We start from the raw sequence: 24900 nt of genomic DNA on the forward strand, positions 1-24900 counted from the left end.
GAAGCTCCTCCTATATTTTTACGGCTTTGTTTACTAAAGCTGAGGGATCACATGTAAAATCTCCGCTGTATTCCACCGTCTCAATGATACAGCCTGCGCCGATCTGCACAGAATTTCCGCGGACTGTCTTCGCGTGCGTGTCCGCCAATTCAATGATGTCACCTTCGATCAGCTCCGCGGTCAGCACCGGGGCCGGCATCAGCTTAAACCGCGCAAGCACGCTTTTTCTGCTCATCACCTTTAAATGACGGCAGCCGATTTCTTTCACCCGGCTCTCGCCCGCCGCCAGCTTCATATTGACGTCATCGGCGTTCAGCAGGCCTCCGATTTTGCATTTGCCTTCCGAACGGAACGTTTCTGTCTCGCAATCCCCTTCAATCCCGGCTTTCCCGGATATGAAAATATCATCAGCTTTCACACCGCCGCCGAAAGATGAAAATCCCGCGACGTTCAGCCGCTTCGTTTTGACATCACCTTTAATGACACCCGTTCCGTTGATTCGGATGGATTCGGCTTCGGCACTGCCGGAAATTTTCCCCGAACCGCTGATCGTCAGCGTTTGCGTTTTGACATTTCCGTCTGTTTTACCGCTGCCGTTAAACAAAAGGCTCGTGCACTCTACGTCACCTGACACCGTGCCGCTTCCGTTGATCTCCACCGTATGAAAACGGCCTCCTTTTGAACTTCCTGAACCGTTAATGACTAATTTATCTGTTACATCCATTGATGGTCCTCCTGCATCCATTTTGTTTTTAATTCTTCTGATGCCGCAGCAAGCGCCACCCGTTCAGCCACCTTGACAGACGGTTCAAACAGAATATGTTCCGCGTCAGCGATGAAGCACGTCGTTACGCCGAGTTTCCGGAGCACGACGATCTCTGTATTTGCTTTCAGCTCAGAAGCCTCATACGTTTTCAGCACCTCTGCCGCCATTTTTCCTTCTTCAAGACTGATATTGCCCGACTGCAAAAGCCTTTCAAGCACATATAAAGACAGCAGCGCCCGGGACGTGAATGTCACGCCGTCTTCTCCGTAAACTTGCAGCGCGGCCTTTGAAATCAATCCTTTTTGAAGCAGCTCCGCAGACGATATATCGACATCAGCCATTTGCGGAGACAGCATTTCCCTCATTTCATCCAGAGACAGATTTTCTTTCATTTTCTGTATTTTTGAGATGCGTTTTAAGATTTCCGCTCTCGGAAAAAATGTTTCCTGGCCTGTAAACGTTGATTTTCGGATAAACCACTCCTCAGGAATTAAATTTTTCCGCTTCCAGCGATACAGCTGTCCGTATGAGATTGATGTTTCTTCAAGCAATTCTTTTTTAGAAATCAGTTGTTCCTCCATAAATCCAGCTCCTTCGATGAACACATTGTAACATAACACTGTTACGTTTGTTAAGCCTATACATATAACATTGTATGAATCCCCGCTGCATTCAATAAAAAAACCGCCCGAATCCGGGCGGTTTTTTCTCATGTCAAATCTCTGTAATTTTGCTGGCGCAGCGCTTCATATACAAGAATCGCGGCAGTGTTGGACAGGTTTAATGATCTCACATGCTCGGTCATCGGAAGACGCAGGCAGCGGTCCATATTGTTTTCGATCAATTCTTTCGGAAGCCCGCTCGTTTCTCTGCCGAATACGAAGAAAAAGTCTTCCTCCGTATTTGAGTAGTCAAACGATGTATGCGGCTTTTGCCCGAATTTTGTAATGAAGAAAAACTTTCCGTTCTCATATGCCCCAAATAATTCATCCAATGAATCATGATAAACGACGTTGACGAACTCCCAATAATCGAGTCCGGCGCGCTTCAGCATTTTATCATCGGTTGAGAATCCGAGCGGGCGGATCAAATGAAGCGTTGTGTCTGTTGCCGCACAAGTACGTGCGATATTTCCCGTATTGGCCGGGATTTCGGGTTGATATAAAACGACATGTAATGCCACGATGTTCACCTCTGTTTTTTATTCCGCCCACCATTATATCATTAATTACTCTTTTGTCGTATCATCCGTAATATGAAAAAACGCGTATCTGATGGAAGGAGTATATGCCGTTGAATCCTCATATGACCAATATCTCATTCTGCTGTCATATGTTTGGGCATTGACGAGCGGCATATTGCTTTTATCTTTTGCGACCACGATCGTCGTATGATTAAAACGGCCGTCACCTTCAAAATCATAGCAAATCACATCTCCGGGCATAAGCTCCTCGGCGCTTGACACCTGCACCGCGCGAAGCCCGGCCTTGGATTGGGCCAGATACATCTTCATGGAATGCGCGACCGTCCAGCTGTAGCTCCATGAGCTTTCCTTCATCCACCAGCCTGCGCCTCTGTTCGGATGCCCCCGCATCGGCGCTTTTCCGGCATGTAAACATTGGGAAATAAAATTTGTGCAGTTGTCGCCGAAATTTTTATAAGCGGGATTTCGTTTATTCCAAAACTTTTCTGCGTACTGAACGGCAGCCAGACGGTCGTATTGAAATGCCCGCCCGAAATCTTCCCGTTCACTCCGCTCATATTCGATCACGCTGTTTCCGTCAGAAAATCCGGCCGGTTTTTTCTTTATTTCCCGATCTTTAATCAGCAGCTGGTCATAGAGAAAAGCATTCCGTTCCTCAACCTGCTCTTCTAAATAAAGATGCCCGTCCTGCTCCTTGCACAAATATTCGAAATGAATGGTGTACATGACGCATAACGTGCCGTCATCCTCAAGACTGCTTTTGACAATGACGGCTTTCGCTTTCGCTTTAACGATGTCAACTTTCCGTTTTTCAAACAGCTCTTTTTTTCTCGTCAGGACCTCAAGATCGCCGGCCTGCCCATTGTGCCTCATCTCGGTTCCGTTGACTAAATAATGAAGCCGGGCCTCCGCTAAGTCTTCAATAATATGCTTCAAGCGCTCCACCCACCATACTGTTTTATAAAGAAAAAACACCTGAACTCACGCCAAGTGCTTTTTCTCTATACATATGTCAGGACGGGCCGGTTTTAGTCTTATCAGAAACCGAAAGCAGCTCAAGCCCCTTTTCTATTTCCTGTATGGCTTCCTCATCCCGCTCCTTGTGAAGCGCTTTTTCTAATTCCTTCGCATATGCCGGATCACCGATTTTTCCGATGGCCCAGGCGGCCGTTCCCCTGATGACGGGGCGCGGGTCTTGGTGCATCAAAGCCGTTAATTCGGGAAGAGAAGAAGCATCTTTGAAATGAGCCAATGCTAAAATGGCATTTCGCTGAATCGGCTTCTTGCCGCGCCATGAACCGGATACATGTCCGAATTTTTCTTTAAATTCCCGGTTGCTTATAGTCAGGAGCGGCTTTAATAGCGGCTTGGCGATTTCCGGATCGGGCTCCATCTGCGGATGAAGATGAAAATCTTTCCCCTTATTAATCGGGCAGACCGTCTGGCACGTGTCGCAGCCGTACAGGCGGTTTCCGATTTTCGTGCGGAATTCATCCGGCAAAAACCCCTTTGTCTGGGTCAGGAATGAAATACAGCGCTGGGCATTAAGCTGTCCGGGATTAACGAGCGCGCCGGTCGGGCACGCGTCTAAACATTTTGTGCACGATCCGCACATATCTTCAATCGGCACATCCGGTTCAAAGGGCAGATTGGTGATCATTTCAGCGAGATAGACGTAAGAACCGTATTCAGGTGTGGTGATCATGCAGTTTTTGGCGCTGAAACCGATTCCCGCCCGTTCCGCCACGGCCCTGTCGGACAATTCTCCCGTATCCACCATTGACTTCGTGCGGATATCTTCATGTTTGCTTTGGAGAAAATTCTCCAGCAGATCAAGCTTTTCGCGCAGCACGTCATGATAATCCTTCCCCCAGGAAGCTCTGCAAAAAATGCCGCGCCGGCCGTCCCTCGTGCTCCTCGGTGCACCTTTCATTTTGGAAGGATAGGCAAGGGCGATGGCGACGATCGATTTGGCTTTCGGCAGAAGCAAAGACGGAGTGACCCGTTTTTCAATATCCGGCTCTTCAAACCCGGATAAATAGCCGAGTGATTCCTGAAGAATCAGCCGGTCCCGCAGACTGTCGAACGTATCAGCCGTCGTAAACCCGATTTTGTCGACTCCGATGCTTTTGGCGTATTCGATTAATTCCTCTTTCAATTTATGAATATTCATTTTTTGCACAGCCTCCTTTCTTTGTGATCAGGCTCCCGCACGGGTATAATAGAGTTTTAGCATCCCGAAATGGAGTGAACACAGTTGAACATCAGTTTAGATCCTCTTATTGCTGAACGGGTGCCGGGGATCAAAGCGGCAGCCGTATTATATGAACAGATTGAAGTCGGGCCTGCCCCGCAAATGCTGAAAGGCCGCCTCCGTTTATTTCAAGAATCGCTTTACTTTGATTATGCTGACGGCGGCATAGATGAACAGCCTTTTGTGAAAGAATGGGCGCGTATGATGGAACAGCTCAGTCCCGCCTTTTCAGGACAAAAAACGCCGATGGAGCTTATGCTCGGCGATATTTCCCGGGAGCGCTTCATCGAAAGTGTGAATTCAGCCCATGATACCATACTTTTTTTCTCCTTGAAATATTCATTGCCCATCATGGTGTATGACGCCGCAAAGATGAATGAACCGATTTCAATCACAATCGGAGAAAAAGAACACGTACTGGCTTTCTCCGACTCTGGCGGCATTTTCGGCGGCCTTACCGGACAAATCAACACCCGCCCTGTAACAACCGGCACAAAGAACATGCTGCAGCTGATCTTTTTCCCGCCTTCAATTCATGCCGACGCGGCAGATGAGCTGTTAACATCCTTAACCAAAATGTTTGAACAAATTCACGGAGGCACACATACCGTCTCTTGGCTTTCATAAAAAGACACGCCTTCCGTGTCTTTTTTCACATAAAAAAACGCAATACTTCGTTTATCAGAGAAACGAAACACTGCGTTAATAACGTATGTATGGAGCGGGTGATGAGAATCGAACTCACGACATCAGCTTGGAAGGCTGAGGTTTTACCACTAAACTACACCCGCATCAAAATGCTTTTTTGTCAGCACCGATTTGATGTTTCTAATATTACATGCATATTTTTTTTTCGTCAAGGGAATGTTAAAAAATTTGTCGAAAAAAATTCTTTTTTTGTCCATATGTTAAGTCTAGTTTACATTTTGTTAAGACTACCATACAATATAAAAAAGAAGAAACTTGAGGTACGCCTGATGATGAAAAATAAAGTAAAAGAGCTGAGAGCCAGATTCGGCTATTCTCAGGAAACGCTCGGAAAAGAAGCCGGAGCCACCAGACAGACGATTGCGGCGATTGAAAAAGGAGATTATGTGCCATCACTCTTATTGGCGCTTAATATCTGCCGGGCTTTCTCCCTGCCGATGGAGGAAGTATTCTGGCTGGAGGAGGAGAAAAAATGAGTTTAAAAAGAAAAGCGTGTTTTCACCTTGCACTCTACGGATTGGCCTGCTGGACGCTTATTTCCATTATGGAAGCAGTGCCGCGTATCGCTCAGTTTTTCCAGACGGAAGGGAACGGTTCATTTGAGCTGAACATCACGCCGTTTCTGCTGTTTACCCTTTGTGCCGTATTATATATCTATACTGAAAAGAAAAAACGGAACGGCAAAAAGCACAGGCTTGTGCCCGATGAATTTGAGGAACAGGATGAAAGAGAACGGATGATGACCGCTAAAGCCTGCCGTTCCTCGTATATTGCCGTTTACTTCTCATTGCCGGCCGCAGCCGTTCTGCTTTTGTTTTATCCGCTGATTCAGCCGCATCTTCCCTTTTTTCCGATTCTTTTGATTTTCATTCTGATGATGATTCAGCATTTGGCTTATGTTTTCACATTTCATAAGCACGGCAAAAACTCCGGTTCATGACAGATCCGGAGTTTTTTATGTTACCAGCTCGCTTTTTTCACTCCGGGAACCCGGCCTTTATGGGCCAGCTCCCTGAACGCGATTCTGGACAGTTTAAATTTTCTCATATATCCGCGGGGCCGTCCCGTCACCGTACAGCGGTTATGAAGTCTGGCCGGAGCAGAATCACGCGGCAGTTTGCTCAGCGCTTCCCAGTCTCCTTTTGCCTTTAATTCTCTTCTGATGTCCGCATATTGTTCAACAAGCTTCTGCCGCTTGAGCTCTTTGATCACTTTTGATTTTTTAGCCATTCCAGCACTCCTTTTAAATCGTAATAATTACGTTTTATATCGTATCATCCATATGATCATCGTGCAAGCCAAGCGCATAAAAAGGCGGGTATTTACCCGCCTCCTTTTTGCCAGTTTCACATCAGACAGCGGCATTTCCCCGGAAATGAATCAGCAGAAAGCGCCCGCCGGCAATTATCCACCTTATGATGTCATCAGACTGTCGCTTTGTTCCCTCTTGCAAAATGGTCGTTGCCCATTGCTTCGCCCAGTCTGCGCTCAAGCTTTTTCGTCCGCTCGTTTTGAAACGGCAGAAGCGGAAACACGAGTTCAGCCAGATAATAAGCTTCTTCAAGATGCGGGTAGCCTGAAAAGATAAACGACTCAATGCCGAGTGCCCGGTACTCTAAAATTCGATCAGCGACGGTCTGGGGATCACCGACAAGCGCCGTGCCCGCTCCGCCTCTGACCAGCCCGATGCCGGCCCAGAGATTCGGGCTGATCTCAAGCTTCGTCCGGTCGCCGTTATGAAGATCGGCCATCCGTTTTTGTCCTGAAGAATCAGCGCGCCGGAGTGCAGCCTGCGCTTTCGCAATCGTCTCTTCGTCTAAATGGCTGATTAATCGTTCTGCCGCTTTCCATGCCTCTTCCTCAGTCTCCCGGACAATCACGTGAAGCCTGATGCCAAAGCGCATTGTCCTTCCTTCTTGGGCAGCCTGTTTTTTGACGGTTTCAATCTTTTCTTTTACCTGCTCCGGCGGCTCCCCCCATGTTAAATACACATCTGTATGTTTCGCCGCGGCCTCAATTCCCGCCTGTGATGAACCGCCGAAATATAATGGCGGATGCGGAGCCTGTTTTGGCGGAAACAGCAGATTGCTGTTTTCCACTTTGATATGGTCCCCTTCATATGTCACCGTTTCTCCCCGCATGAGTCCGCGCCATACGGTCAAAAATTCTTCAGTCGCCTTATAGCGCTCATCGTGGCTGATAAACATCCCGTCTCCCGCCAGCTCATAAGGATCTCCGCCCGCTACGACATTTACGAGCAGACGGCCGTCTGACAGCCGATCCATTGTCGATGCCATTCTCGCGGCGACAGATGGCTGCATCAGTCCCGGACGGACCGCCACTAAAAATTTTAAATCTTTCGTTTCACCCGCTAAAGCCGCAGCCGTCAGCCATGGGTCTTCACATGATCTCCCCGTCGGCAGCAGAACTCCCGTATACCCGAGTCTGTCTGCCGCCTGTGCCACTTGCTTAAAATAAAGATGATCGGCGGTTCTTCCTCCCGTTTGCGTCCCTAAATACCGTCCGTCTCCATGCGTCGGAATAAACCAAAGAATCTCCATATGAATCTCTCCTTTTTTAAATAGGCTACCCTTCATAACTGTTCCGCCATTTTAATAGTTTCCGTTCGAGCATTCTGACCAATGCATCCGTCAGCTTGCCGACAGCCGCAAAAATGATAATGCCGACAAACACCTTATTTGTCTGTGAAAATTGTCTCGCATCCATAATCATATAGCCGACGCCCGCGCTCGATCCCATCAGTTCCGCCACCACAAGGCCGAGCCACGCAATACCGAGAGAGAGCCGGATGCCGAGCAGGATATTCGGCAGAGACGCCGGAAGAATCAATTTCGCCATCTGCTGATACCAATTAAATTCCAGCACCCGGGCGACATCAAACAGCTTTGCGTCCACGCTGCGGATTCCGAGAAACGTATTAATGTATACAGGGAAAAAAGCCCCCAATGCGATCAGCAGAATTTTTGATGTCTCATCAAATCCGAACCACAAAATAAACAGCGGGGTCACCGCTAAGTGCGGAACCGTCCTGAGCATTTGCAGAGACGGATCGAGATACGCTTCCGTCCGTTTTGAGAACCCGACCAGCAGCCCGAAAACAAGTCCGAGGCCCGCACCGAGCAGAAATCCGGCGGCCGCCCGATATAAGCTGATCTCTAAATGGCCCCAAAGCTCGCCTGACAGAAGAAGTTCCTGAAAAGTCTGTAAAATGACGACAGGTGACGGGAGCACCGTTGCCGAGACGATGCCCAGACTTGCGATAAACTGCCATACCGCGATAACCGCAGCCGGGAGTACAACCCCTTTCATCCATTGGTATGAATACCGCCGGGACTTTGCCGCAGCTTTCTTTTCTGATTGGCTCAATGTGCCTGGAACCGTTGATGCTTGTGCTTTCATTATTTGCCGCCCTCCATTTCAAGCGCCTTTTTGATAAATGAATTGTCGACAACGTCTTTTACATTGATTTTCTTATGAATCGCTTTTGTTTGATATTGAAAATCAGCGGTTTTCTGCTGGGCTTTGACAATATCATCATTAATCTGTTGATTAAGAGGCTCTGTATTGTTGAGCACGTTTCTGACGACTGAGGGATCAAGATTTTTGATTTTCGCATATAAAGAGACAGCTTCCTCTTTGTGTTCCTTTTGCCATGTGACTGCTTTATTGAACACTTTCAGAAAACGGACAACCTCATCCGGGTGCTCCTTGGAAAATCCGGTCCTGACTAACGTGAAACCCGGAGAATATAAATCCGTGCTCTCTCCGTTCGCTAATATTTCCGCCCCGTGCTGCAGCGTTTCAATCGACAAATACGGCTCCCAAATCGACCATGCATCAACTGATTTGTTTTCAAAAGCGGAAACCGCCTCATCAGGCTGAAGCTGAATGATGGTGACGTCATCGGCGGAAAGTCCGGCTTTATCCAAAGCTTTATAAAGAAAATCAAAGCCGCTGCTGCCTTTGGCTACGGCGATTTTTTTCCCTTTCAACTCTTTCAGACTCTTAATTCCGCTGCCCTTGTTTACGAGAATGCCGTTTGCCTTTAACCCGTCTTGGGACAGCCCGATCTCTTTAAAATCAATTCCTGCCGCCTGACCGGAAATGACCGGTGAATTGCCGACCTGGGAAAAATCAAGCTTATCGGCGGCAAGACCTTCAAATTGCGGGGGACCGCTTTGGAATTCGACCCATTTTACCTTTATTCCGTCTTTTTTGAAGGCTTCTTCAAACCAGCCTTTTTCCTTGGCAATGAGAAGCGGGCTTAAACTCTGCTGGATGCCGATCCGGATTTCTTTCACCGTTTTCCCGCTCCCCCCTGCCCCATCGGCACTGCATCCGGCTAACATCATGACTGCTGCGGCTAAAAGAATGATGGTTTTTTTCACTTCGCTTCGTCCTTTCTATATCCCTGATCCATCCGCAAACCGGAGATCTTCCGTTTTCTCAAATTCAGCAAGCACCTTCTGCCGGACGGCCTGAAAATCAGCTGACGTCCGATTGCGCGGATGCGGAAGCTGAATCGGCACCAGACTGTGCAGCCGGCCGGGCTTTGCCCTGAGAATTGCCAGCTTATCGCCTAAATAGACAGATTCGTCAATATCATGCGTAACCAGAATCATCGTTGTTTTTTTCTCGCGCCATATATCAAGCAGCACATCCTGCAAGTGTTTTCTCGTAAAAGCGTCAAGCGCTCCGAACGGTTCATCCAAAAGCAGCACCTCGGGCTCACGCAACAGGGCTCTGGCGATGGCGACCCGCTGCGACATGCCGCCGGATAATTCGCGCGGATAAGCGTCCTCTGCTCCCTGCAGCCTGACAACCTCAATCAGATCATCCACTTTTTGACGAACGGACGGGTCGTTTATATTGAGATCGGCAGCGATGTTTTGTTTCACCGTCAGCCAGGGAAACAGCCGGTGCTCCTGAAAGATAAATCCCTGCCGGATGCCCGGTCCCGACACATGGCAGCCGTTTATTGCGACAGAGCCTTTATAATCGGTATCAAGCCCGGCAATCAATTTTAATAGCGTGCTTTTTCCGCAACCGCTCGGCCCGATGACAGTCAAAAATTCTCCTGATGCAATTGACAGTTCAATATCATTCAGCACCGCTGTTTTCCGTCCTTCATGCTCAAACGCTTTTTCTTGTATGCTGATGGTTACAGCCATCTGTCTTTTCCCCTCTCTTTTTGCCGCATGCGATCGAAAAACAAAAAGGCCCCCATCTCCGTTGCTTGTAGAGATGAGAGCCTTCGGCGGTCCGATCAGCTGCCCGTTTGTTTTTAAATTTGAATATCATGTTAATTCAAATTATTCCGACTTGTCAACTGTTTTTTATAAGAATTAAAAATGCGCCCTCCGGCATAAACCTGCCAAAGAGCGCATCAGCTGTATCACGTATTTATTTCCTTTTGCGGCTGGTCGATTTTCAGCAATGTCCGCGCATTGTTTCCGAAAATCTTCTCTATGTCTTCTTCCCGCATATTGATTTCCCGGCAGGTCCGGACCTGCTCCTGAAGATATCTGTATACGTATCCTCTCGGAAATCCGTTCGAATCCGTCCCGAAGATGATTCGTTCAGCACCGATTAATTCGGATGTCTTCCGAAACAGAATTTCCAAATCAAGCGGGTACGGCATCCACCTCATCCACTGGTTTGATCCTGACGTGTCAATATACACATTCGGGCAGCTCCAGCACAGCTGCAGCAGTTCCTGATAATATCCGGCGCCGAAATGCGGAATAATGAATGGTATATCAGCATACTCTCTCGCGACGCGATAGATGGAGAGCGGATTGATGTTGCGGTGGCTGACAATGCCCCCCGCTCTACCTAAAAGCCCGAAGTGGATTAATACAGGGAGCCTTTTGTCAGCTAAATACGTCCAAAGCTTTTTCAGCGCCGGATCATGAAACTCAATGTCTGTCAGCGGCCCGAATAGTTTATACCCTTTGAGACCGAGCTCTTCTACCGCTCTTTTCAGCTCTTCATATGCATCCTCCCGCTCCAAAGGATGATATGCAAATCCGGTAAACTTCTCGGGATTGGCTTGAATAAACGCCGCCATCCGGTCATTGCTCTCCGCTGTTAAAAAATTCAGTACGCCGATACCGTACTTATCTAATTCATTCTCCCATTTTGTCATCAAAGGGATTTCCCCGTCATCAGCCTCATGCGGATCAGGAAAATCCCAAGTCAGATTCATTCTTTCTGACCGCTCCCGATTATAATCGGAAAATGTCTTATCATTTTTGCCGAAATCAAGGCTGTACGGCAGATGACCGTGAATATCAACAGGTTTAAAATGCTGCCGGAAAAGCATACAATCGCCGCCTCCCTTACCGCCGACAACGAAAAAAGGCCCTTATCCATGAAGAATAAGAGCCTCTTGTGTTCAAGTCAGCGGTTTCTATTTTTTCTCATCTTAAACCCATTATTCCCGTCAGTCAAGTAAGCTTTCAAACCCGAATTTTCTTTCCGATAATAAAAATAATTATTTTATAATCATTATAAAATAATATTGACTTTTTACTGATAGGTGATATTATGTTTTTATAAATCTAAAGAGGTGATCACATGAGTTCAAATAAATTGACAACCAGCTGGGGCGCTCCTGTCGGAGATAACCAAAACTCAATGACGGCCGGAGATCGCGGCCCTGCTTTAATACAAGACGTCCATCTGCTTGAGAAATTGGCGCACTTTAACAGAGAACGCGTTCCCGAGCGTGTCGTTCACGCAAAAGGCGCGGGCGCACACGGTTATTTTGAAGTCACAAATGACGTTACAAAATATACGAAAGCCGCATTTCTGTCAGAAGTCGGTAAACGCACACCGCTCTTTGTCCGTTTCTCAACCGTTGCAGGCGAACTGGGCTCTAGTGACACAGTGCGCGACCCGCGCGGATTTGCCGTTAAGTTTTATACAGAAGACGGAAACTACGACATCGTCGGAAACAATACACCCGTGTTTTTCATCCGCGATGCTATTAAGTTCCCTGACTTTATCCATACACAAAAAAGAGATCCGAGAACACATTTGAAAAACCCGACGGCCGTTTGGGATTTTTGGTCTCTTTCACCGGAATCACTGCATCAGGTAACCATTCTGATGTCAGACCGGGGCATTCCGGCAACCCTTCGCCATATGCACGGATTCGGAAGCCATACATTTAAATGGACAAATGATAAAGGCGAAGGTGTCTGGATTAAATATCACTTTAAAACAGAACAAGGCGTGAAAAACCTTGATGTCAATACAGCTGCAAAACTCGCGGGCGAAAATCCCGATTACCATACGGAAGATTTATTCAACGCGATTGAAAACGGCGATTTCCCCGCATGGAAATTATATGTTCAAATCATGCCGTTAGAAGACGCAAACACATACCGCTTTGATCCGTTTGACGTCACAAAAGTATGGTCTCAAAAAGACTATCCGCTCATTGAAGTCGGCCGCATGGTTCTGGACCGCAATCCGGAAAATTACTTTGCGGAAGTAGAACAGGCGACGTTCTCTCCCGGAACATTAGTCCCTGGCGTCGACGTCTCACCTGACAAAATGCTTCAAGGCCGGTTGTTCGCATACCATGACGCCCATCGCTACCGTGTCGGCGCGAACCACCAGGCGCTGCCGATCAACCGTTCCCGCAATGAAGTGAAAAACTATCAGCGTGACGGACAAATGCGTTTTGATGATAATGGCGGCCGCTCCGTCTATTACGAGCCTAACAGCTTCGGAGGTCCGAAAGAGTCACCTGAAGATAAACAGGCGGCATATCCTGTATCAGGTTTGGCTGACAGTGTAAGCTATAATCATCATGATCATTACACACAAGCCGGCGATCTGTACCGCCTGATGAGCGAGGAAGAACGCGCACGCCTTGTCGCCAATATCGTCGGTGCGATGAAACCTGTGGAAAAAGAAGAAATTAAGCTGCGCCAGATCGGGCACTTCTACAAAGCTGACCCTGAATACGGCAGACGCGTTGCCGAAGGACTCGGACTGCCGTTACCAAAATAACATTCAAAAACCTGCCGGTCTGTCCGGCAGGTTTTTCCTGTGTATTATCAATAAAAAATGCTTTTTCTCAATTATACAAAATGGCATGCTGCAAAATGCTGAGGCCCCTTCTCCGATAGCGGCGGAGTTTTCTCAGCACATATCTTCTCGGCTGCCGGACATCTCGTTCGGAATTTACAGCCTGAGGGCGGATCAGAGGGACTTGGAATATCACCCTTTAACATCACCCGCTCCCTTTTCGCTCGGGGATCAGGAACGGGCACGGCTGATAACAGCGCTTTTGTATAAGGATGAAGCGGCCGTGAAAAAAGCTCCTCTTTTGACGCGTATTCCACAATCGTCCCTAAATACATAATCGCGACCTTTGTACATAAGTGCTCCACCACGCTTAAATCATGAGAAATGAACAAATATGACAGCCCGTGCCGTTGCTGAAGGCTGCTGAACAAATTGATCATCTGCGCCTGAATGGAGACATCCAATGCCGCCACAGGTTCATCCATAATGATAAATTGCGGCTTAAGCGCCATCGCTCTTGCAATCACGATCCGCTGCCGCTGCCCTCCGGAAAACTCATGCGGATAACGGTCGATAAAGTTTGCGGAAAGACCGCAGGATTCAAGAACCTCCGCCGCTTTATCACGCGCGTTCCGCTTGACCGCCAATTGGTGCTCGATCATCGCTTCACCGATGGCTTCTCCGATCCGTCGCCGGGGATTTAAAGAGCTGAACGGATCTTGAAAAATGAGCTGCGCTTCCGATCTGAATGTTTTCAGCTCACGCCGGTTCATCCGGAACACATCTCGCCCCTGAAAAAATACCTCTCCCTCCGTTTTGTCATGAAGTCTTAAAATGGTTTTTCCGATTGATGACTTGCCGCTGCCCGATTCACCCGCTAAACCGAACACTTCTCCCTTTCCTATCGTAAAACTGACGCCGTCCACCGCTTTTACGGGATTGTTGCGGGTCTTTCTCATCCCCCCCTGCCCCTCATAATATTTTTTCAGCCCTTTGACCTCCAGCAACACATCACTCATCTGCTTTCTCCTTTCCGTAAAGCCAGCACGCCGCCTGATGCCCTTTCCCGAATTCAGTAAAATGCGGGCTCGACCTCCGGCATATTGCCGTGCTGTGTTCACACCGCTCCGCAAAATAACAAGACGATCCGGACAGGTCTGCAAGCGCGGGAACCTGGCCCGGGATGGTATAGAGCGTCTCTCTCCTTTGACCGATAACCGGTTTTGCCGCGAGCAGCCCTTTCGTATACGGATGCTTCGGATCAGAAAACAGCTCCGCAACCGGTCCTTCCTCCACAATTTTTCCCGCATACATGACAATCACATAATCAGCCATCTCGGCAACCACGCCAAGGTCGTGGGTAATGAATAAAATAGACGTGTGAAATTGCTTTTTCACATCCCGCAATAAATCCAATATCTGCGCCTGAATGGTTACGTCAAGCGCCGTCGTCGGCTCATCGGCAATGATCAGTTTCGGATCGCAGCTGAGCGCAACAGCCGTCATAATGCGCTGCAGCATGCCGCCGCTCAGCTCATGGGGATATCGGTGCATCATCTGCCCGGCATGGGGGATCTCCACTAACGTGAGAAGTTCAACCGCCTTCCTCCATGCCTCTTTCTTACTCAGCAATAAATGCTCGCGAATCGGTTCAGTCAGCTGCTCACCGATTGTAAACACCGGATTCAAAGAGGTCATCGGCTCCTGAAAAATCATCCCGATTTCGCAGCCGCGGATTTTCTGCATTTCTTTTTGTTTCAGTTTCAACAGGTTCCTTCCTGAAAAATGCACCGCTCCCCGTTCGATTCTTCCCGCCTCGGGAATGAGCTGCATAATAGACAATGACGCCATGCTTTTCCCGCAGCCGGATTCCCCTACAATGCAAACCGTTTCCTCCTCATGAATCGTAAAGCTGACATCGTCCACGGCCTTTACCGCACCTTCCTCCGTATAAAAAACCGTTTCCAAATGCCTCACTTCTAAAAGCGGTTTTGTCATTTCACTTTCACCTGCCGTTTTACCTTAGGATCAAAAGCGTCTCTTAAACCGTCTCCAAGCAGATGAATCGCCACAACGGTCAGAAAAATGGCCGTACCCGGCGGTATCCACAGCCACGGGCGGAGTGTAAAATCCATATAATGATTCGCCGCTTCCATCATGTTTCCCCAAGAAGGAGTCGGCGGAGCAACACCGAGTCCGAGAAAACTCAGCGCCGATTCACTCAGCATCGCCCCCGCCACATGCAAAGTCGCCGCTACCATGAGTAACGGCAATGTATTGGGAAGCAAATGATAGAGGATTTTCCGTTTATCACTGAGCCCCAGAACTTCCGCAGCCATCATAAACGGCTGCTCCTTCAGCGACAAAATCTGTCCGCGTACAAGCCGCGCCAAACCGGGCCATCCGATCAGGCTTAACATCATCATAATCAGGTACATCCTGTATTCAGAAGGCACTTTCCACTCCGACATCACCGCAGCCAAAATCAAAAGCAGCGGCAGACCCGGGATGGACATGAGCATATCAGCGATGCGCATAATGATCATATCAGCGGCGCCCCGATAAAATCCCGCTGCAGCCCCAAGCAATGAACCGATGACAAGTGACAGCACCATTGAAGCAAGCCCCACGGTCAGAGAAATCTGCCCCGCCAGCATCAGCCTCGTCAGCACATCTCTCCCGTACTGGTCGGTGCCAAGCCAATGATGAACCCCCGGATGCTGATTGGCATTTGAAATATCCGTCCGATCCGTTATGTACGGAGAAAAAGACGGCCCGATAAAACACAATAAAAACATAAAACATAAGAATAGAAGACTGATGACCGTCAGCTTATGATGCAGCAGGCGGCGGTACGTCTGCTTCCAAAGAGAAGGCGGCGCCCCTTTTTGTTGTTTCACCCAAAACACCCCCTATTTCAGCCTGACTCGCGGATCAACCGCGGCATAAGCGATATCCGCCAAAAAATTCCCCACAATCGTTAAACAAGACAAAAACAAGGTAAACGCCATCAAAACCGGGTAGTCCCGATAATGCACAGATTCCAGCTGAATACGGCCGACACCCGGCCATCCGAAAATCTGTTCAATAATAATAGCCCCGGAAAACAGACCCGGCAGTTCAAAAGCTAGCAGGGTGATCGCCGGAAGGAGCGCATTTTTCAGCGCATGTTTCCAAATGACAGTGCGCTCTTTCAACCCCTTCGCTCTCGCTGTTCTGATATAATCCTGCCTGATCACATCAAGCATCCCGGAGCGGAAATATCTTGTCAGTGAGCCGATGCCGAGCATAGATAAAATCACAACCGGAAGAATCATATGTCTGGCAGCTTCAAGCACGTACGAAAAACCAGAACTCGTGCTTCCGGTATCAACCATCCCTCCGACGGGCAATATTTTCAAATCCACTCCAAACCATTTTATAAACAGAAGGCTGATAAAAAAAGACGGGAACGCCATGGAAGCAATCACAAAAAATGTTACGATCCCGTCAAACCATGAGTATTTCCTGACAGCGGATATGACACCCGTTATCATCGCGGCAGACCATGTGACAAGCAAAGCCAAAAACGCGACAAAAAACGAATTCCAGACATATTTCTGAAGCAGTGACAGGACGTTTTCCTGATACTTCAAAGAGAATCCCAAATCTCCGCTGAGCACATTGCCGAGCCACGTCACATAACGCTGCCAAATCGGCTGATCCAGGCCGTAAAGCGCTTTTAGCTCCTTCGCCCTCTCCGGGGTCAGGTTGACATTGGAATCAATGTAATCGCCCGGCAGCATCGCGAATAAGAAAAAAATAATAAAGGACGTACCGAATAAGATCACAAGCATTTGAATGAACCGTTCTGCGGCATACCGTTTCACAAAAAGCCTCTCCCTTCCGCTGAAAGGGCAAAATACCCTGGATACCGGGTATTTTGCGCCATTGTTCTACTGAATTGACACGTTTGAGAGACTCGAACTGATTCCCGAATAATTGTCAGACTCAAGCCCTTTTATTTTTCCGCTGACCGCCCTTGCGCTCTGACGGTAATGAATCAGAATGTAAGGCGGGTTTTCCCCGAGCTCCCGGTACAGCTGGTGATAAATCTCTTTTCTTTTGCTGATATCAAGCGTGCCGGCTCCTTTCTCGATCAGCCGGTCCGCTTTCGGATTGGAATACCCCGTCACATTATTGGGATGGCCGGAAGCAAGCTTTTCCACCGTGTCATTCGGATCAAGAATCTGCGAGGTGGAAACGGCGGCAAGATCGTACTGTTTATCATTTATTTTCGCTACCTCTGTATTAAAATCCATCACTTCCGGTTTTAATGAGATTCCGATGTCCGCGTAATTTTCTTTCGCGATCGGGATGAAATCATCATCCGCTTTAGACGTGTAATAGCTGATTTCAAGCTTTTTGCCGTTTTTTTCACGCACGCCGTCTTTCCCCGTTTTCCAGCCTGCTTCATCAAGAAGCTTCTTGGCTTTTTCCGGATTAAACGTGTACGGATTGACTCCTTTGTCATCATAAGCCCACGAAACCGGAGACACCGGCACATTAGCGACTTCTCCGTAATGTTTAAAGCGGACATCGACGATTTTCTGACGGTCCAGGCCGTAAATAAGCGCTTGAGACACTTTCTTATCCTGAAAAGGCGGACGCTTATGATTCACGTACACAAGCCCGTAATCATTCACGACCGAGACGCTTATATTCGCAAAACCGAGGCTTTTTAAATGCTCAACCGTATCATCATCAGGAGAAAATGAAGCGTAATCAAGATCACCCGTTTCAAACAGCTGAAGAGAAGTTGACGGATCAATAATTTTATAAATCAGCTTTTCTGTTTTCGGTTTTCCGGAATAATAGTGTTTATTAGCCTGATAGCGTATTTCCTGTCCCGGGAGGTATTCTGTAAATTGATAAGGCCCCGCTCCGAGCGGTTTGGCATAAAGCTCTTTTAAATAGTCCAGTTTGCCGAACCGATAATTCTTTCCGTAGTAAGCTTCCGACAGCACCTGCCCGCCTAAAAGAAGCAGCGACTTCGCACTGACTTTCTCAGTCGTGATTTTAATGGTTCTGTCATCAAGGACGCGAATGCCCTCTATCGTCTTTGCTTTTCCTTCTTTATAAGCCTTGCCGCCTTTAATATAGGCCGTGGTGATATCTTCATAGCCTGCGTAAGCGGGATCATGCAGCAGTGTTAAAGTGAATGCGGCATCCTTTGCGGTGAGCGGCGAACCATCACTGAAAACGAGATTTTTTCTTAAGCGGAACGTGTAGGTAAGCTGATCTTTGGAAATAGTCCAGCTTTCAGCAAGTGCCGGTGCGGGCTTACCCGTTTTATCCAGCTTGACTAACGGTTCAAAAATAGGATCTGTCGCATTTCCATCCCAGCCGTTTTCATAAAAGTACGGCAGAAACACTCCCCCCGGCGCGGAAATCCCCGCAACAAAAGTGTCCGTTCTGGCTTTCGATTTAACGGGAAGCGCCTCCGGATGAGAAGCTTTAAATTTCTTTGTTTTGACATGGGCGATACGCGTTTCCTGTTTTTTATCCGCCGCAGAAGACGGTTCTTCTCCGGCACTCCCTAACGCGCACCCTGATAACATGAATGATACCGACAGCGCGAGTATGATGCCCGTTGTTTTCATCCTCAAAGTGTTCCCCTTCATTTTGATCGAACCCCCGCATGCTTTTCATCTATCTTTATATAAATCTGCTCCATCTGTTCCTCATTTCTCATAATCTCCCGTTTGTTTTTCTCCACAAGCAATTCGAAATTCAATGTGTGTTTTCTGTACTTTTTTCGCTTTTTACTTTTTTTGCGCACATGTGATGCCTTTTTTAACGCCACTTTTCATCCCTCCGCTTTTCATCCAATGGCTTTCACGCAAAAAAAGGCCCTTATCTGTTTACAAGATAAGAGCCTTCGGTGATCCGATCAGCCAACGTTTGGAAATATGTACTGACTATGTTAATTCATACAATCCCTACCTGTCAACTATAATTTAAAATATCGTTTCATTCCGGGGGTTTTCCTCATACACTCTCTTATTTTTCCGCATATGTTAGAAGAAATAACAGATCCCGATGAAAGAGAGTGAGAGTGTGGAAAAGACAACATTGACCGGGCGCATCGTCAGAAAAGATGACCCCGACTATAATGAAGCAAGAACCAATATCAATTTAAGCCTGCAAAGATATCCGGACATCATTGTGTTTTGCCAAAACAAACATGATGCCGTCAATGCACTGAGATGGGCGCGTGAGAATAACGTGCCTTTCCGCATCAGAGGCGGAAGACACAGCTACGAGAATTTTTCCCTGTTAAATGACGGGCTTGTCATTGATCTCAGTGAAATGAAGAAAATAAGAGTGAATAAAGATAAGCGGCTGGTCTCGATTGAAGCGGGTGCCGATTTGGGAGAAGTGTACCGGACACTCTGGCGGTACGGCTTGACTCTTCCCGCGGGAACCATTGCAAATGTGGGAATCACGGGGCTGGCGCTCGGAGGAGGAATCGGATATTTAACAAGGGCTGCCGGCCTGACTTGCGATCGTCTCCTCCAACTCGAGATGATCACAGCAGACGAAAAAGCGGGTGCTGAATTGATAACAGTCAACCGCTCAAAGCATCCTGATTTATTTTGGGCGTCTCAGGGCGGAGGCGGCGGCAACTTCGGCATTGTCACATCCATGGTGTTTAAAGCCGTGCCGATCTCGTACGTGACTGTTTTTTCTGTCACTTGGGGCTGGGATGATTTCGAAGAGGTATTTAATATGTGGCAGCGCTGGGCTCCATTTACAGATAACCGGCTTACTTCATCCATTCAGTTTTGGCCTAAAGAAGTCAACCGCATAGAAGCGCTCGGCCAATTTATCGGAACAAAAAATGAGCTGAAAGAACTGCTGGCTCCGTTAATGAAAGCGGGAAACCCGACAAGCGGCATGGTCAAGACAGTTCCGTTTATCAGAGCGGCAGCCTTTTTTAACAGCCCGGGAGGCAATGAGCCGCAAAAGATGAAGCGGTCAGGCTCCTTTATTGAAAAACCATTGTCCACACGCGCAATTTCTGCTTTAAAATACTACTTGGAGCACGCTCCGAATAAAAACGCCAGTGTCTGGCAGCAATCTCTCGGCGGGGCGGCCGGACGGATCGCTCCGGATCAAACGGCATTCTACTATCGCGACGCAATCATTGCCCAGGAATATATAACAAACTGGACATCTCCTGAAGAGGAAAGACAAAACGTCCGCTGGATCGAAGAGCTGAGAACGTCTCTTTCAAGAGAAACGATGGGGGATTACGTAAATTGGCCTGATATAGACATCAGAAACTGGCTGCGGACATATTACGGAGGAAATGTCGACCGCCTCCGCCAAGTCAAAACGAAGTATGACCCGGAAAACGTATTCCGCTTTGAGCAGAGCATTCCGCCGTTTCGCCGGTCACCGTTTTTCTAAAAAAAGATGAAGATGGTCACACTCCATCCTCATCTTTTCTTTTTTATTGATATAAATGGCTTCCCTTCTCGACAAACTCTTTTGCTTTTTCTTTTAATCCTTCATTGAGGGCGTCGTCTTCAGTCAGACCGTTTTCTTTCGCATAATCGCGAATATCCTGAGAAATTCTCATGCTGCAGAACTTCGGGCCGCACATCGAACAGAAGTGAGCCGTTTTTGCGCCTTCAGCCGGCAGCGTTTCATCGTGATATTCCATTGCTCTTTCAGGATCAAGCGACAAATGAAATTGATCGCGCCACCGGAATTCAAACCGCGCCTTAGATAGAGCGTCATCCCGGATCTGAGCACCCGGATGCCCTTTGGCAAGGTCTGCCGCATGGGCCGCGATTTTATACGTAATGACTCCCTCTCTTACATCATTACGATTCGGCAGGCCCAAATGCTCCTTCGGCGTGACATAACAAAGCATCGCCGTCCCGTACCAGCCGATCATCGCCGCGCCGATCGCCGAAGTAATATGGTCATAGCCCGGAGCGATATCAGTCGTTAATGGGCCGAGTGTATAAAAAGGCGCCTCTTTACAAATTTCCAGCTGTTTGTCCATGTTCTCTTTAATTTTATGCATCGGCACATGACCCGGTCCTTCGATCATCACTTGCACATCGTGCTTCCACGCGATTTCCGTCAATTCTCCGAGAGTCTCCAATTCCGCAAACTGCGCTTCATCATTAGCATCCGCAATCGAGCCGGGACGCAGCCCATCTCCAAGAGAAAATGCAATATCATACGTCTTCATAATTTCACAGATTTCTTCAAAGTGCGTGTACAGAAAGCTTTCCTGATGGTGAGCCAGGCACCATTGCGCCATAATCGCCCCGCCGCGGGATACGATTCCCGTCGTGCGTTTAGCCGTTAACGGGACGTAACGAAGCAATACGCCGGCATGGATGGTGAAATAATCCACGCCTTGCTCCGCCTGCTCAATCAATGTGTCTCGATAAATGTCCCACGTTAAATCCTCAGCGATGCCGTTTACTTTTTCAAGCGCCTGGTAAATCGGCACCGTCCCCACAGGTACGGGGCAATTGCGGATGATCCATTCACGTGTCGTATGAATATCTTTCCCGGTGGATAAGTCCATCATCGTATCGGCGCCCCAGCGAATCGCCCACGTCATTTTTTCAACTTCTTCTTCAATAGAAGATGTAACAGCTGAGTTGCCGATATTGGCATTGATTTTCACATGAAAATTCCTGCCGATAATCATCGGTTCACTTTCAGGATGATTAATATTTGACGGAATGATCGCCCGGCCGCTGGCTACCTCGTCTCTGACAAATTCGGGAGACACATGCTCGCGAATTGCGATAAACTCCATTTCCGGCGTAATGATGCCTTTTCTCGCATAATGCAATTGTGTCACATTTTTCCCTGCCTTGGCCCGCAGCGGTTTCCGCTGTAAACCGGGATATTCGGCGGCACGGCCCTCTTTTTTATAGCCGTTGTCCTCAGGTTTCACGGTCCGTCCGTTATATTCCTCCACATCGCCGCGCTTTGTAATCCACTTTGTGCGGAGCGGCTTCAGACCTTCATGAATTTGAATTTGTACATCCGGGTCTGTATACGGTCCGCTCGTATCATAAACACGGACCGGCGGGTTCTCCTCTTCCCCGAACGCCCCCGTTGTCGGACTAAGGCTGATTTCCCGCATCGGCACTCGTATGTCAGGCGAAGAACCCTTTACATAAACCTTTTTACTGCCTGAAAAACTCGACATAATAGAAATGTTCGCTTGCTGTACTGATTGATTTTGCATACAAATCTCTCCCTTATCCATTTGAATAACAGAACCAAGCTCAGCACCAGCACAAAAAAACCGGATTCATTGGAGAACCCGGTTTTGCAGTCAGAAAGAAACTATTATTGTTTTCCTCAACAATAATAAAACCTTTACTTCCCCACGCTGGTACGAACCAGATCAGGTCCAAAGGGTTAAGAAGCCGCCGCTTCTCTCTCAGCCCGATCAGACGGGCACCCCCAGTAACTATTAATTTCGGTTTCATCGTAACATAATTTGCATAGAAAAAAAAGTATATTATCAAGATTCAGATAACAGAGTGACTGGAAGCTCTGTTTCCCTTACGCCTTCTTCAGTATCAAAAACCCTGTAACCTTTTGCTGTTTCCCGGGAAGAGACAGACCGGAACAGCTGACCGTTTTTATAATGAAGCGCAGCGCCGTCATCAGCGGCATAGCCCTCCTGAAGTTTGTTTTCTGAAATCAGACGGTGATACACCGGCCGGCGCTCCGCTTCTCCGTCATAGTGAGGACAAAAGCTTCCATGGAAAACCCCCCGCCGCCCATTGCAATAATCTGCTTCAACGTCATCACCTCTTTTTTCTCAAGTATAACAGCTCATTAAAAAGGCGGTATTCCGTTTTGGATACCGCCTTTTTAATATTTTTCGCATTGCTATCTGAAAAATGAAAAGACACCGTATAAAATAACAGAGATCCCCGCAGCAATAAGTGCTGGAACAAGCTTCGAACGAGCATATTTCACAACATGTTCCGCTGGCAAACACGGCCCCGACCGCTAATAATAAACTGGTATGGGATCTGAACCGCCAGCGTTACCCCGAGTAAGATATAACCGCCCGCAGGCTTATCATTTTTCACAAGCCTTGGAGGATATTTTCATACAACAAAAAAGGCTTCTACATATGTAGAAGCCTTTTTATACCGGTGGCCGGGGTCGAACCGGCACTCCAGAAGGAACACGATTTTGAGTCGTGCGCGTCTGCCAATTCCGCCACACCGGCATGTAATACGTCGTGTTCAACCGACGTATATAAATATAACATGTATTTTATAAAGTGTCAACGGTTTTAGTGAAGTTTTTTTAATGGTAATGCAGTATACCCGATACAAGCAAGAAACTTATATTCATAGTCTTGACGCTTTTATTATATAAAAAAAGTGATCTGCAATATGCAAATCACTCTCATATATGTTTTGTAATATAAAAATTGATGACCAATTTAACATGTTGCGTCCTAAGTTAAATTGGTGCCGAGGGCCGGACTTGAACCGGCACGGTAGTCACCTACCGCAGGATTTTAAGTCCTGTGTGTCTGCCAATTCCACCACCCCGGCAAAAGAAAGGCGACACCCGGATTCGAACCGGGGATAAAGGTTTTGCAGACCTCTGCCTTACCACTTGGCTATGCCGCCGTAATTTGGAGCGGAAGACGGGATTCGAACCCGCGACCCCCACCTTGGCAAGGTGGTGTTCTACCACTGAACTACTTCCGCAGCATGTAAAGAACTTAATACATCTTATGCAGTTATTTCAAAAAAATGCAACTGGGCTAGCTGGATTCGAACCAACGCATGACGGAGTCAAAGTCCGTTGCCTTACCGCTTGGCTATAGCCCAATGATAATATGGGGCGATTGATGGGAATCGAACCCACGAGTGCCAGAGCCACAATCTGGTGCGTTAACCACTTCGCCACAACCGCCATAATCTAAAGATGAATAAATAATATAGTGGCAGGGGCAGTAGGAATCGAACCCACACCGGAGGTTTTGGAGACCTCTGTTCTACCGTTAAACTATGCCCCTATTTATAAAATGGTGGAGGGGGGCAGATTCGAACTGCCGAACCCTGAGGGAGCGGATTTACAGTCCGCCGCGTTTAGCCACTTCGCTACCCCTCCATCATTTAGAGTGCCGGCCAGAGGACTTGAACCCCCAACCTACTGATTACAAGTCAGTTGCTCTACCAATTGAGCTAGGCCGGCAAATGGTGGCTCGGGACGGAATCGAACCGCCGACACACGGATTTTCAGTCCGTTGCTCTACCAACTGAGCTACCGAGCCTTTTTATATAAATGGCGGTCCGGACGGGACTCGAACCCGCGACCTCCTGCGTGACAGGCAGGCATTCTAACCAACTGAACTACCGGACCATTTTTTGGTTGCGGGGGCAGGATTTGAACCTGCGACCTTCGGGTTATGAGCCCGACGAGCTACCGAACTGCTCCACCCCGCGATGATAATGGTGGAGGATGACGGGCTCGAACCGCCGACCCTCTGCTTGTAAGGCAGATGCTCTCCCAGCTGAGCTAATCCTCCATCATATAAGTGACCCGTACGGGATTCGAACCCGTGTTACCGCCGTGAAAGGGCGGTGTCTTAACCGCTTGACCAACGGGCCCTGGTATTTTTTCGTTTGTTATGTATCAATAATTAGTGGCGGAGAGCAAGGGATTCGAACCCTTGAGACGGGGTTACCGCCTACACGATTTCCAATCGTGCTCCTTCGGCCACTCGGACAGCTCTCCATAAATGGCTCCGCAGGTAGGATTCGAACCTACGACCGATCGGTTAACAGCCGATAGCTCTACCACTGAGCTACTGCGGAATGAAGTCTGCCTGGCGATGTC

The 24900-nt window shown here is 48.0% G+C and carries 23 protein-coding genes, 17 tRNA genes, 2 pseudogenes and 1 riboswitch; of the genes and pseudogenes, 5 read left to right on the top strand and 37 right to left on the bottom strand.

All coding sequences use genetic code 11. The annotated features are described in order from the left end of the window. Positions 1-10: 10 nt before the first annotated feature. From ACQE26_RS19195 to queG, 5 genes are all read right to left on the bottom strand, one after another. The gene (locus tag ACQE26_RS19195) at positions 11-724 is read right to left on the bottom strand and encodes a polymer-forming cytoskeletal protein (protein ID WP_489201583.1); all 714 of its coding nucleotides are present in this window, start codon (positions 722-724) and stop codon (positions 11-13) included. Continuing rightward, complete coding sequence (locus ACQE26_RS19200) at positions 715-1347, bottom strand: YhbD family protein (protein ID WP_500470311.1); 633 nt, start codon at positions 1345-1347, stop codon at positions 715-717. Before ACQE26_RS19200 ends, ACQE26_RS19195 begins: the two co-directional genes overlap by 10 nt. Positions 1348-1475: 128 nt before the next feature. Beyond that, positions 1476-1958 (bottom strand): tRNA (uridine(34)/cytosine(34)/5-carboxymethylaminomethyluridine(34)-2'-O)-methyltransferase TrmL, encoded by a 483-nt coding sequence (trmL, locus tag ACQE26_RS19205; RefSeq protein ID WP_099743965.1) that lies wholly within the window; start codon positions 1956-1958, stop codon positions 1476-1478. 36 nt (positions 1959-1994) lie between these two features. Further along, positions 1995-2906: an amidase domain-containing protein gene (locus tag ACQE26_RS19210; RefSeq protein WP_500470312.1), complete on the bottom strand. Its 912-nt coding sequence runs from the start codon at positions 2904-2906 to the stop codon at positions 1995-1997. Positions 2907-2982: 76 nt separating this feature from the next. After that, positions 2983-4143: a tRNA epoxyqueuosine(34) reductase QueG gene (gene queG / locus ACQE26_RS19215; RefSeq protein ID WP_500470313.1), complete on the bottom strand. Its 1161-nt coding sequence runs from the start codon at positions 4141-4143 to the stop codon at positions 2983-2985. 84 nt (positions 4144-4227) lie between these two features. On the opposite strand from queG, the gene ACQE26_RS19220 reads away from it, so the two are divergent. Then, on the top strand, positions 4228-4851 hold the full coding sequence (locus ACQE26_RS19220; protein ID WP_500470314.1) for a hypothetical protein: 624 nt from the start codon (positions 4228-4230) through the stop codon (positions 4849-4851). Between the two features lie 90 nt (positions 4852-4941). Here ACQE26_RS19220 and ACQE26_RS19225 read toward each other — a convergent pair. Next, a tRNA-Gly gene (locus tag ACQE26_RS19225) sits at positions 4942-5015 on the bottom strand. Between the two features lie 189 nt (positions 5016-5204). Between ACQE26_RS19225 and ACQE26_RS19230 the strand changes: the two genes are divergently transcribed. Together ACQE26_RS19230 and ACQE26_RS19235 are read left to right on the top strand one after the other, a co-directional pair. Next, on the top strand, positions 5205-5408 hold the full coding sequence (locus ACQE26_RS19230) for a helix-turn-helix transcriptional regulator (RefSeq protein WP_003155407.1): 204 nt from the start codon (positions 5205-5207) through the stop codon (positions 5406-5408). Next, entirely contained in the window at positions 5405-5872 is a 468-nt protein-coding gene (locus tag ACQE26_RS19235) for a hypothetical protein (protein WP_500470315.1), read from the top strand. Before ACQE26_RS19230 ends, ACQE26_RS19235 begins: the two co-directional genes overlap by 4 nt. A gap of 20 nt (positions 5873-5892) precedes the next feature. Here the strand turns inward: ACQE26_RS19235 and rpsN are convergent, their stop codons facing one another. From rpsN to ACQE26_RS19265, 6 genes are all read right to left on the bottom strand, one after another. Continuing rightward, positions 5893-6162, bottom strand: a complete 270-nt coding sequence (gene rpsN / locus ACQE26_RS19240; protein ID WP_014417259.1) for a 30S ribosomal protein S14 — start codon at positions 6160-6162, stop codon at positions 5893-5895. Positions 6163-6356: 194 nt separating this feature from the next. Then, positions 6357-7493: an FMNH2-dependent alkanesulfonate monooxygenase gene (gene ssuD / locus ACQE26_RS19245; RefSeq protein WP_198698587.1), complete on the bottom strand. Its 1137-nt coding sequence runs from the start codon at positions 7491-7493 to the stop codon at positions 6357-6359. Positions 7494-7518: 25 nt separating this feature from the next. Next, the gene (locus ACQE26_RS19250) at positions 7519-8355 is read right to left on the bottom strand and encodes an ABC transporter permease (RefSeq protein ID WP_500471512.1); all 837 of its coding nucleotides are present in this window, start codon (positions 8353-8355) and stop codon (positions 7519-7521) included. Beyond that, positions 8352-9341 carry an aliphatic sulfonate ABC transporter substrate-binding protein gene (locus tag ACQE26_RS19255; RefSeq protein ID WP_500470316.1) on the bottom strand — a complete coding sequence of 330 codons (990 nt, stop codon included), beginning with the start codon at positions 9339-9341 and terminating at the stop codon, positions 8352-8354. Before ACQE26_RS19255 ends, ACQE26_RS19250 begins: the two co-directional genes overlap by 4 nt. A gap of 15 nt (positions 9342-9356) precedes the next feature. After that, on the bottom strand, positions 9357-10124 hold the full coding sequence (locus ACQE26_RS19260) for an ABC transporter ATP-binding protein (protein ID WP_500470317.1): 768 nt from the start codon (positions 10122-10124) through the stop codon (positions 9357-9359). Between the two features lie 224 nt (positions 10125-10348). Next, positions 10349-11278 carry an amidohydrolase family protein gene (locus ACQE26_RS19265; protein WP_500470318.1) on the bottom strand — a complete coding sequence of 310 codons (930 nt, stop codon included), beginning with the start codon at positions 11276-11278 and terminating at the stop codon, positions 10349-10351. Between the two features lie 254 nt (positions 11279-11532). On the opposite strand from ACQE26_RS19265, the gene katA reads away from it, so the two are divergent. Continuing rightward, on the top strand, positions 11533-12978 hold the full coding sequence (gene katA / locus ACQE26_RS19270; RefSeq protein WP_060963235.1) for a catalase KatA: 1446 nt from the start codon (positions 11533-11535) through the stop codon (positions 12976-12978). 71 nt (positions 12979-13049) lie between these two features. Here katA and ACQE26_RS19275 read toward each other — a convergent pair whose 3' ends face one another. The 6 genes from ACQE26_RS19275 to ACQE26_RS19300 form a co-directional block, all read right to left on the bottom strand. Then, complete coding sequence (locus ACQE26_RS19275) at positions 13050-14015, bottom strand: ABC transporter ATP-binding protein (RefSeq protein WP_500470319.1); 966 nt, start codon at positions 14013-14015, stop codon at positions 13050-13052. Beyond that, on the bottom strand, positions 14008-14994 hold the full coding sequence (locus ACQE26_RS19280) for an ABC transporter ATP-binding protein (protein ID WP_500470320.1): 987 nt from the start codon (positions 14992-14994) through the stop codon (positions 14008-14010). The genes ACQE26_RS19275 and ACQE26_RS19280 overlap by 8 nt, the downstream gene beginning before the upstream one ends. Further along, the gene (gene opp4C, locus ACQE26_RS19285; protein WP_438421471.1) at positions 14991-15896 is read right to left on the bottom strand and encodes an oligopeptide ABC transporter permease; all 906 of its coding nucleotides are present in this window, start codon (positions 15894-15896) and stop codon (positions 14991-14993) included. The genes ACQE26_RS19280 and opp4C overlap by 4 nt, the downstream gene beginning before the upstream one ends. Before the next feature lie 12 nt (positions 15897-15908). Next, positions 15909-16865: an ABC transporter permease gene (locus ACQE26_RS19290; RefSeq protein WP_060963239.1), complete on the bottom strand. Its 957-nt coding sequence runs from the start codon at positions 16863-16865 to the stop codon at positions 15909-15911. Between the two features lie 66 nt (positions 16866-16931). Next, positions 16932-18659 carry an ABC transporter substrate-binding protein gene (locus tag ACQE26_RS19295; protein WP_500470321.1) on the bottom strand — a complete coding sequence of 576 codons (1728 nt, stop codon included), beginning with the start codon at positions 18657-18659 and terminating at the stop codon, positions 16932-16934. Continuing rightward, positions 18656-18841, bottom strand: coding sequence for an FbpB family small basic protein (locus ACQE26_RS19300; RefSeq protein WP_060963241.1), 186 nt, complete (start codon positions 18839-18841; stop codon positions 18656-18658). Before ACQE26_RS19300 ends, ACQE26_RS19295 begins: the two co-directional genes overlap by 4 nt. A gap of 254 nt (positions 18842-19095) precedes the next feature. Here ACQE26_RS19300 and ACQE26_RS19305 point away from each other — a divergent pair, with 254 nt between their 5' ends. Continuing rightward, positions 19096-20451 carry an FAD-binding oxidoreductase gene (locus ACQE26_RS19305; protein WP_500470322.1) on the top strand — a complete coding sequence of 452 codons (1356 nt, stop codon included), beginning with the start codon at positions 19096-19098 and terminating at the stop codon, positions 20449-20451. A gap of 43 nt (positions 20452-20494) precedes the next feature. Here ACQE26_RS19305 and thiC read toward each other — a convergent pair whose 3' ends face one another. From thiC to ACQE26_RS19400, 19 genes and pseudogenes are all read right to left on the bottom strand, one after another. Then, on the bottom strand, positions 20495-22267 hold the full coding sequence (gene thiC / locus ACQE26_RS19310; protein WP_500470323.1) for a phosphomethylpyrimidine synthase ThiC: 1773 nt from the start codon (positions 22265-22267) through the stop codon (positions 20495-20497). A gap of 122 nt (positions 22268-22389) precedes the next feature. Continuing rightward, positions 22390-22500: riboswitch (TPP riboswitch) on the bottom strand. Positions 22501-22549: 49 nt separating this feature from the next. Continuing rightward, a pseudogene (locus ACQE26_RS19315) lies at positions 22550-22804 on the bottom strand (Type 1 glutamine amidotransferase-like domain-containing protein); the annotation flags it as partial. 119 nt (positions 22805-22923) lie between these two features. Beyond that, positions 22924-23093: pseudogene (locus tag ACQE26_RS19320) on the bottom strand (Na+/H+ antiporter NhaC family protein); the annotation flags it as partial. 97 nt (positions 23094-23190) lie between these two features. Then, positions 23191-23272, bottom strand: a tRNA-Leu gene (locus ACQE26_RS19325). 245 nt (positions 23273-23517) lie between these two features. Further along, a tRNA-Leu gene (locus ACQE26_RS19330) sits at positions 23518-23606 on the bottom strand. A 7-nt stretch (positions 23607-23613) separates the two neighbouring features. Further along, positions 23614-23684, bottom strand: a tRNA-Cys gene (locus ACQE26_RS19335). 6 nt (positions 23685-23690) lie between these two features. Next, positions 23691-23765, bottom strand: a tRNA-Gly gene (locus tag ACQE26_RS19340). 51 nt (positions 23766-23816) lie between these two features. Continuing rightward, positions 23817-23888 (bottom strand) — tRNA-Gln (locus tag ACQE26_RS19345). Positions 23889-23897: 9 nt separating this feature from the next. Further along, positions 23898-23973, bottom strand: a tRNA-His gene (locus ACQE26_RS19350). Positions 23974-24002: 29 nt separating this feature from the next. Further along, positions 24003-24076: transfer RNA gene (locus ACQE26_RS19355), tRNA-Trp, on the bottom strand. 10 nt (positions 24077-24086) lie between these two features. Then, positions 24087-24171: transfer RNA gene (locus tag ACQE26_RS19360), tRNA-Tyr, on the bottom strand. An 11-nt stretch (positions 24172-24182) separates the two neighbouring features. Then, positions 24183-24255 (bottom strand) — tRNA-Thr (locus tag ACQE26_RS19365). A gap of 3 nt (positions 24256-24258) precedes the next feature. Further along, positions 24259-24334: transfer RNA gene (locus ACQE26_RS19370), tRNA-Phe, on the bottom strand. 12 nt (positions 24335-24346) lie between these two features. Next, positions 24347-24423: transfer RNA gene (locus tag ACQE26_RS19375), tRNA-Asp, on the bottom strand. A 6-nt stretch (positions 24424-24429) separates the two neighbouring features. Then, positions 24430-24506 (bottom strand) — tRNA-Met (locus ACQE26_RS19380). Positions 24507-24513: 7 nt separating this feature from the next. Further along, positions 24514-24589, bottom strand: a tRNA-Val gene (locus ACQE26_RS19385). Positions 24590-24599: 10 nt separating this feature from the next. Then, positions 24600-24671: transfer RNA gene (locus ACQE26_RS19390), tRNA-Glu, on the bottom strand. A gap of 36 nt (positions 24672-24707) precedes the next feature. Beyond that, a tRNA-Ser gene (locus tag ACQE26_RS19395) sits at positions 24708-24798 on the bottom strand. A gap of 5 nt (positions 24799-24803) precedes the next feature. Beyond that, positions 24804-24878, bottom strand: a tRNA-Asn gene (locus ACQE26_RS19400). Positions 24879-24900: the final 22 nt, after the last annotated feature.

The sequence above is a fragment of the Bacillus sp. 5RYD7K genome (genome assembly GCF_059831465.1).

Bases quoted from the DNA above. Each gene is read 5' to 3' on its own strand.
- ACQE26_RS19195 (WP_489201583.1), bottom strand. From the start codon at position 724: ATGGATGTAACAGATAAATTAGTCATTAACGGTTCAGGAAGTTCAAAA.
- ACQE26_RS19200 (WP_500470311.1), bottom strand. From the start codon at position 1,347: ATGGAGGAACAACTGATTTCTAAAAAAGAATTGCTTGAAGAAACATCA.
- queG (WP_500470313.1), bottom strand. From the start codon at position 4,143: ATGAATATTCATAAATTGAAAGAGGAATTAATCGAATACGCCAAAAGC.
- ACQE26_RS19230 (WP_003155407.1), top strand. From the start codon at position 5,205: ATGAAAAATAAAGTAAAAGAGCTGAGAGCCAGATTCGGCTATTCTCAG.
- ACQE26_RS19235 (WP_500470315.1), top strand. From the start codon at position 5,405: ATGAGTTTAAAAAGAAAAGCGTGTTTTCACCTTGCACTCTACGGATTG.
- rpsN (WP_014417259.1), bottom strand. From the start codon at position 6,162: ATGGCTAAAAAATCAAAAGTGATCAAAGAGCTCAAGCGGCAGAAGCTT.
- ssuD (WP_198698587.1), bottom strand. From the start codon at position 7,493: ATGGAGATTCTTTGGTTTATTCCGACGCATGGAGACGGACGGTATTTA.
- ACQE26_RS19260 (WP_500470317.1), bottom strand. From the start codon at position 10,124: ATGGCTGTAACCATCAGCATACAAGAAAAAGCGTTTGAGCATGAAGGA.
- ACQE26_RS19265 (WP_500470318.1), bottom strand. From the start codon at position 11,278: ATGCTTTTCCGGCAGCATTTTAAACCTGTTGATATTCACGGTCATCTG.
- katA (WP_060963235.1), top strand. From the start codon at position 11,533: ATGAGTTCAAATAAATTGACAACCAGCTGGGGCGCTCCTGTCGGAGAT.
- ACQE26_RS19275 (WP_500470319.1), bottom strand. From the start codon at position 14,015: ATGAGTGATGTGTTGCTGGAGGTCAAAGGGCTGAAAAAATATTATGAG.
- ACQE26_RS19280 (WP_500470320.1), bottom strand. From the start codon at position 14,994: ATGACAAAACCGCTTTTAGAAGTGAGGCATTTGGAAACGGTTTTTTAT.
- ACQE26_RS19295 (WP_500470321.1), bottom strand. From the start codon at position 18,659: ATGAAGGGGAACACTTTGAGGATGAAAACAACGGGCATCATACTCGCG.
- thiC (WP_500470323.1), bottom strand. From the start codon at position 22,267: ATGCAAAATCAATCAGTACAGCAAGCGAACATTTCTATTATGTCGAGT.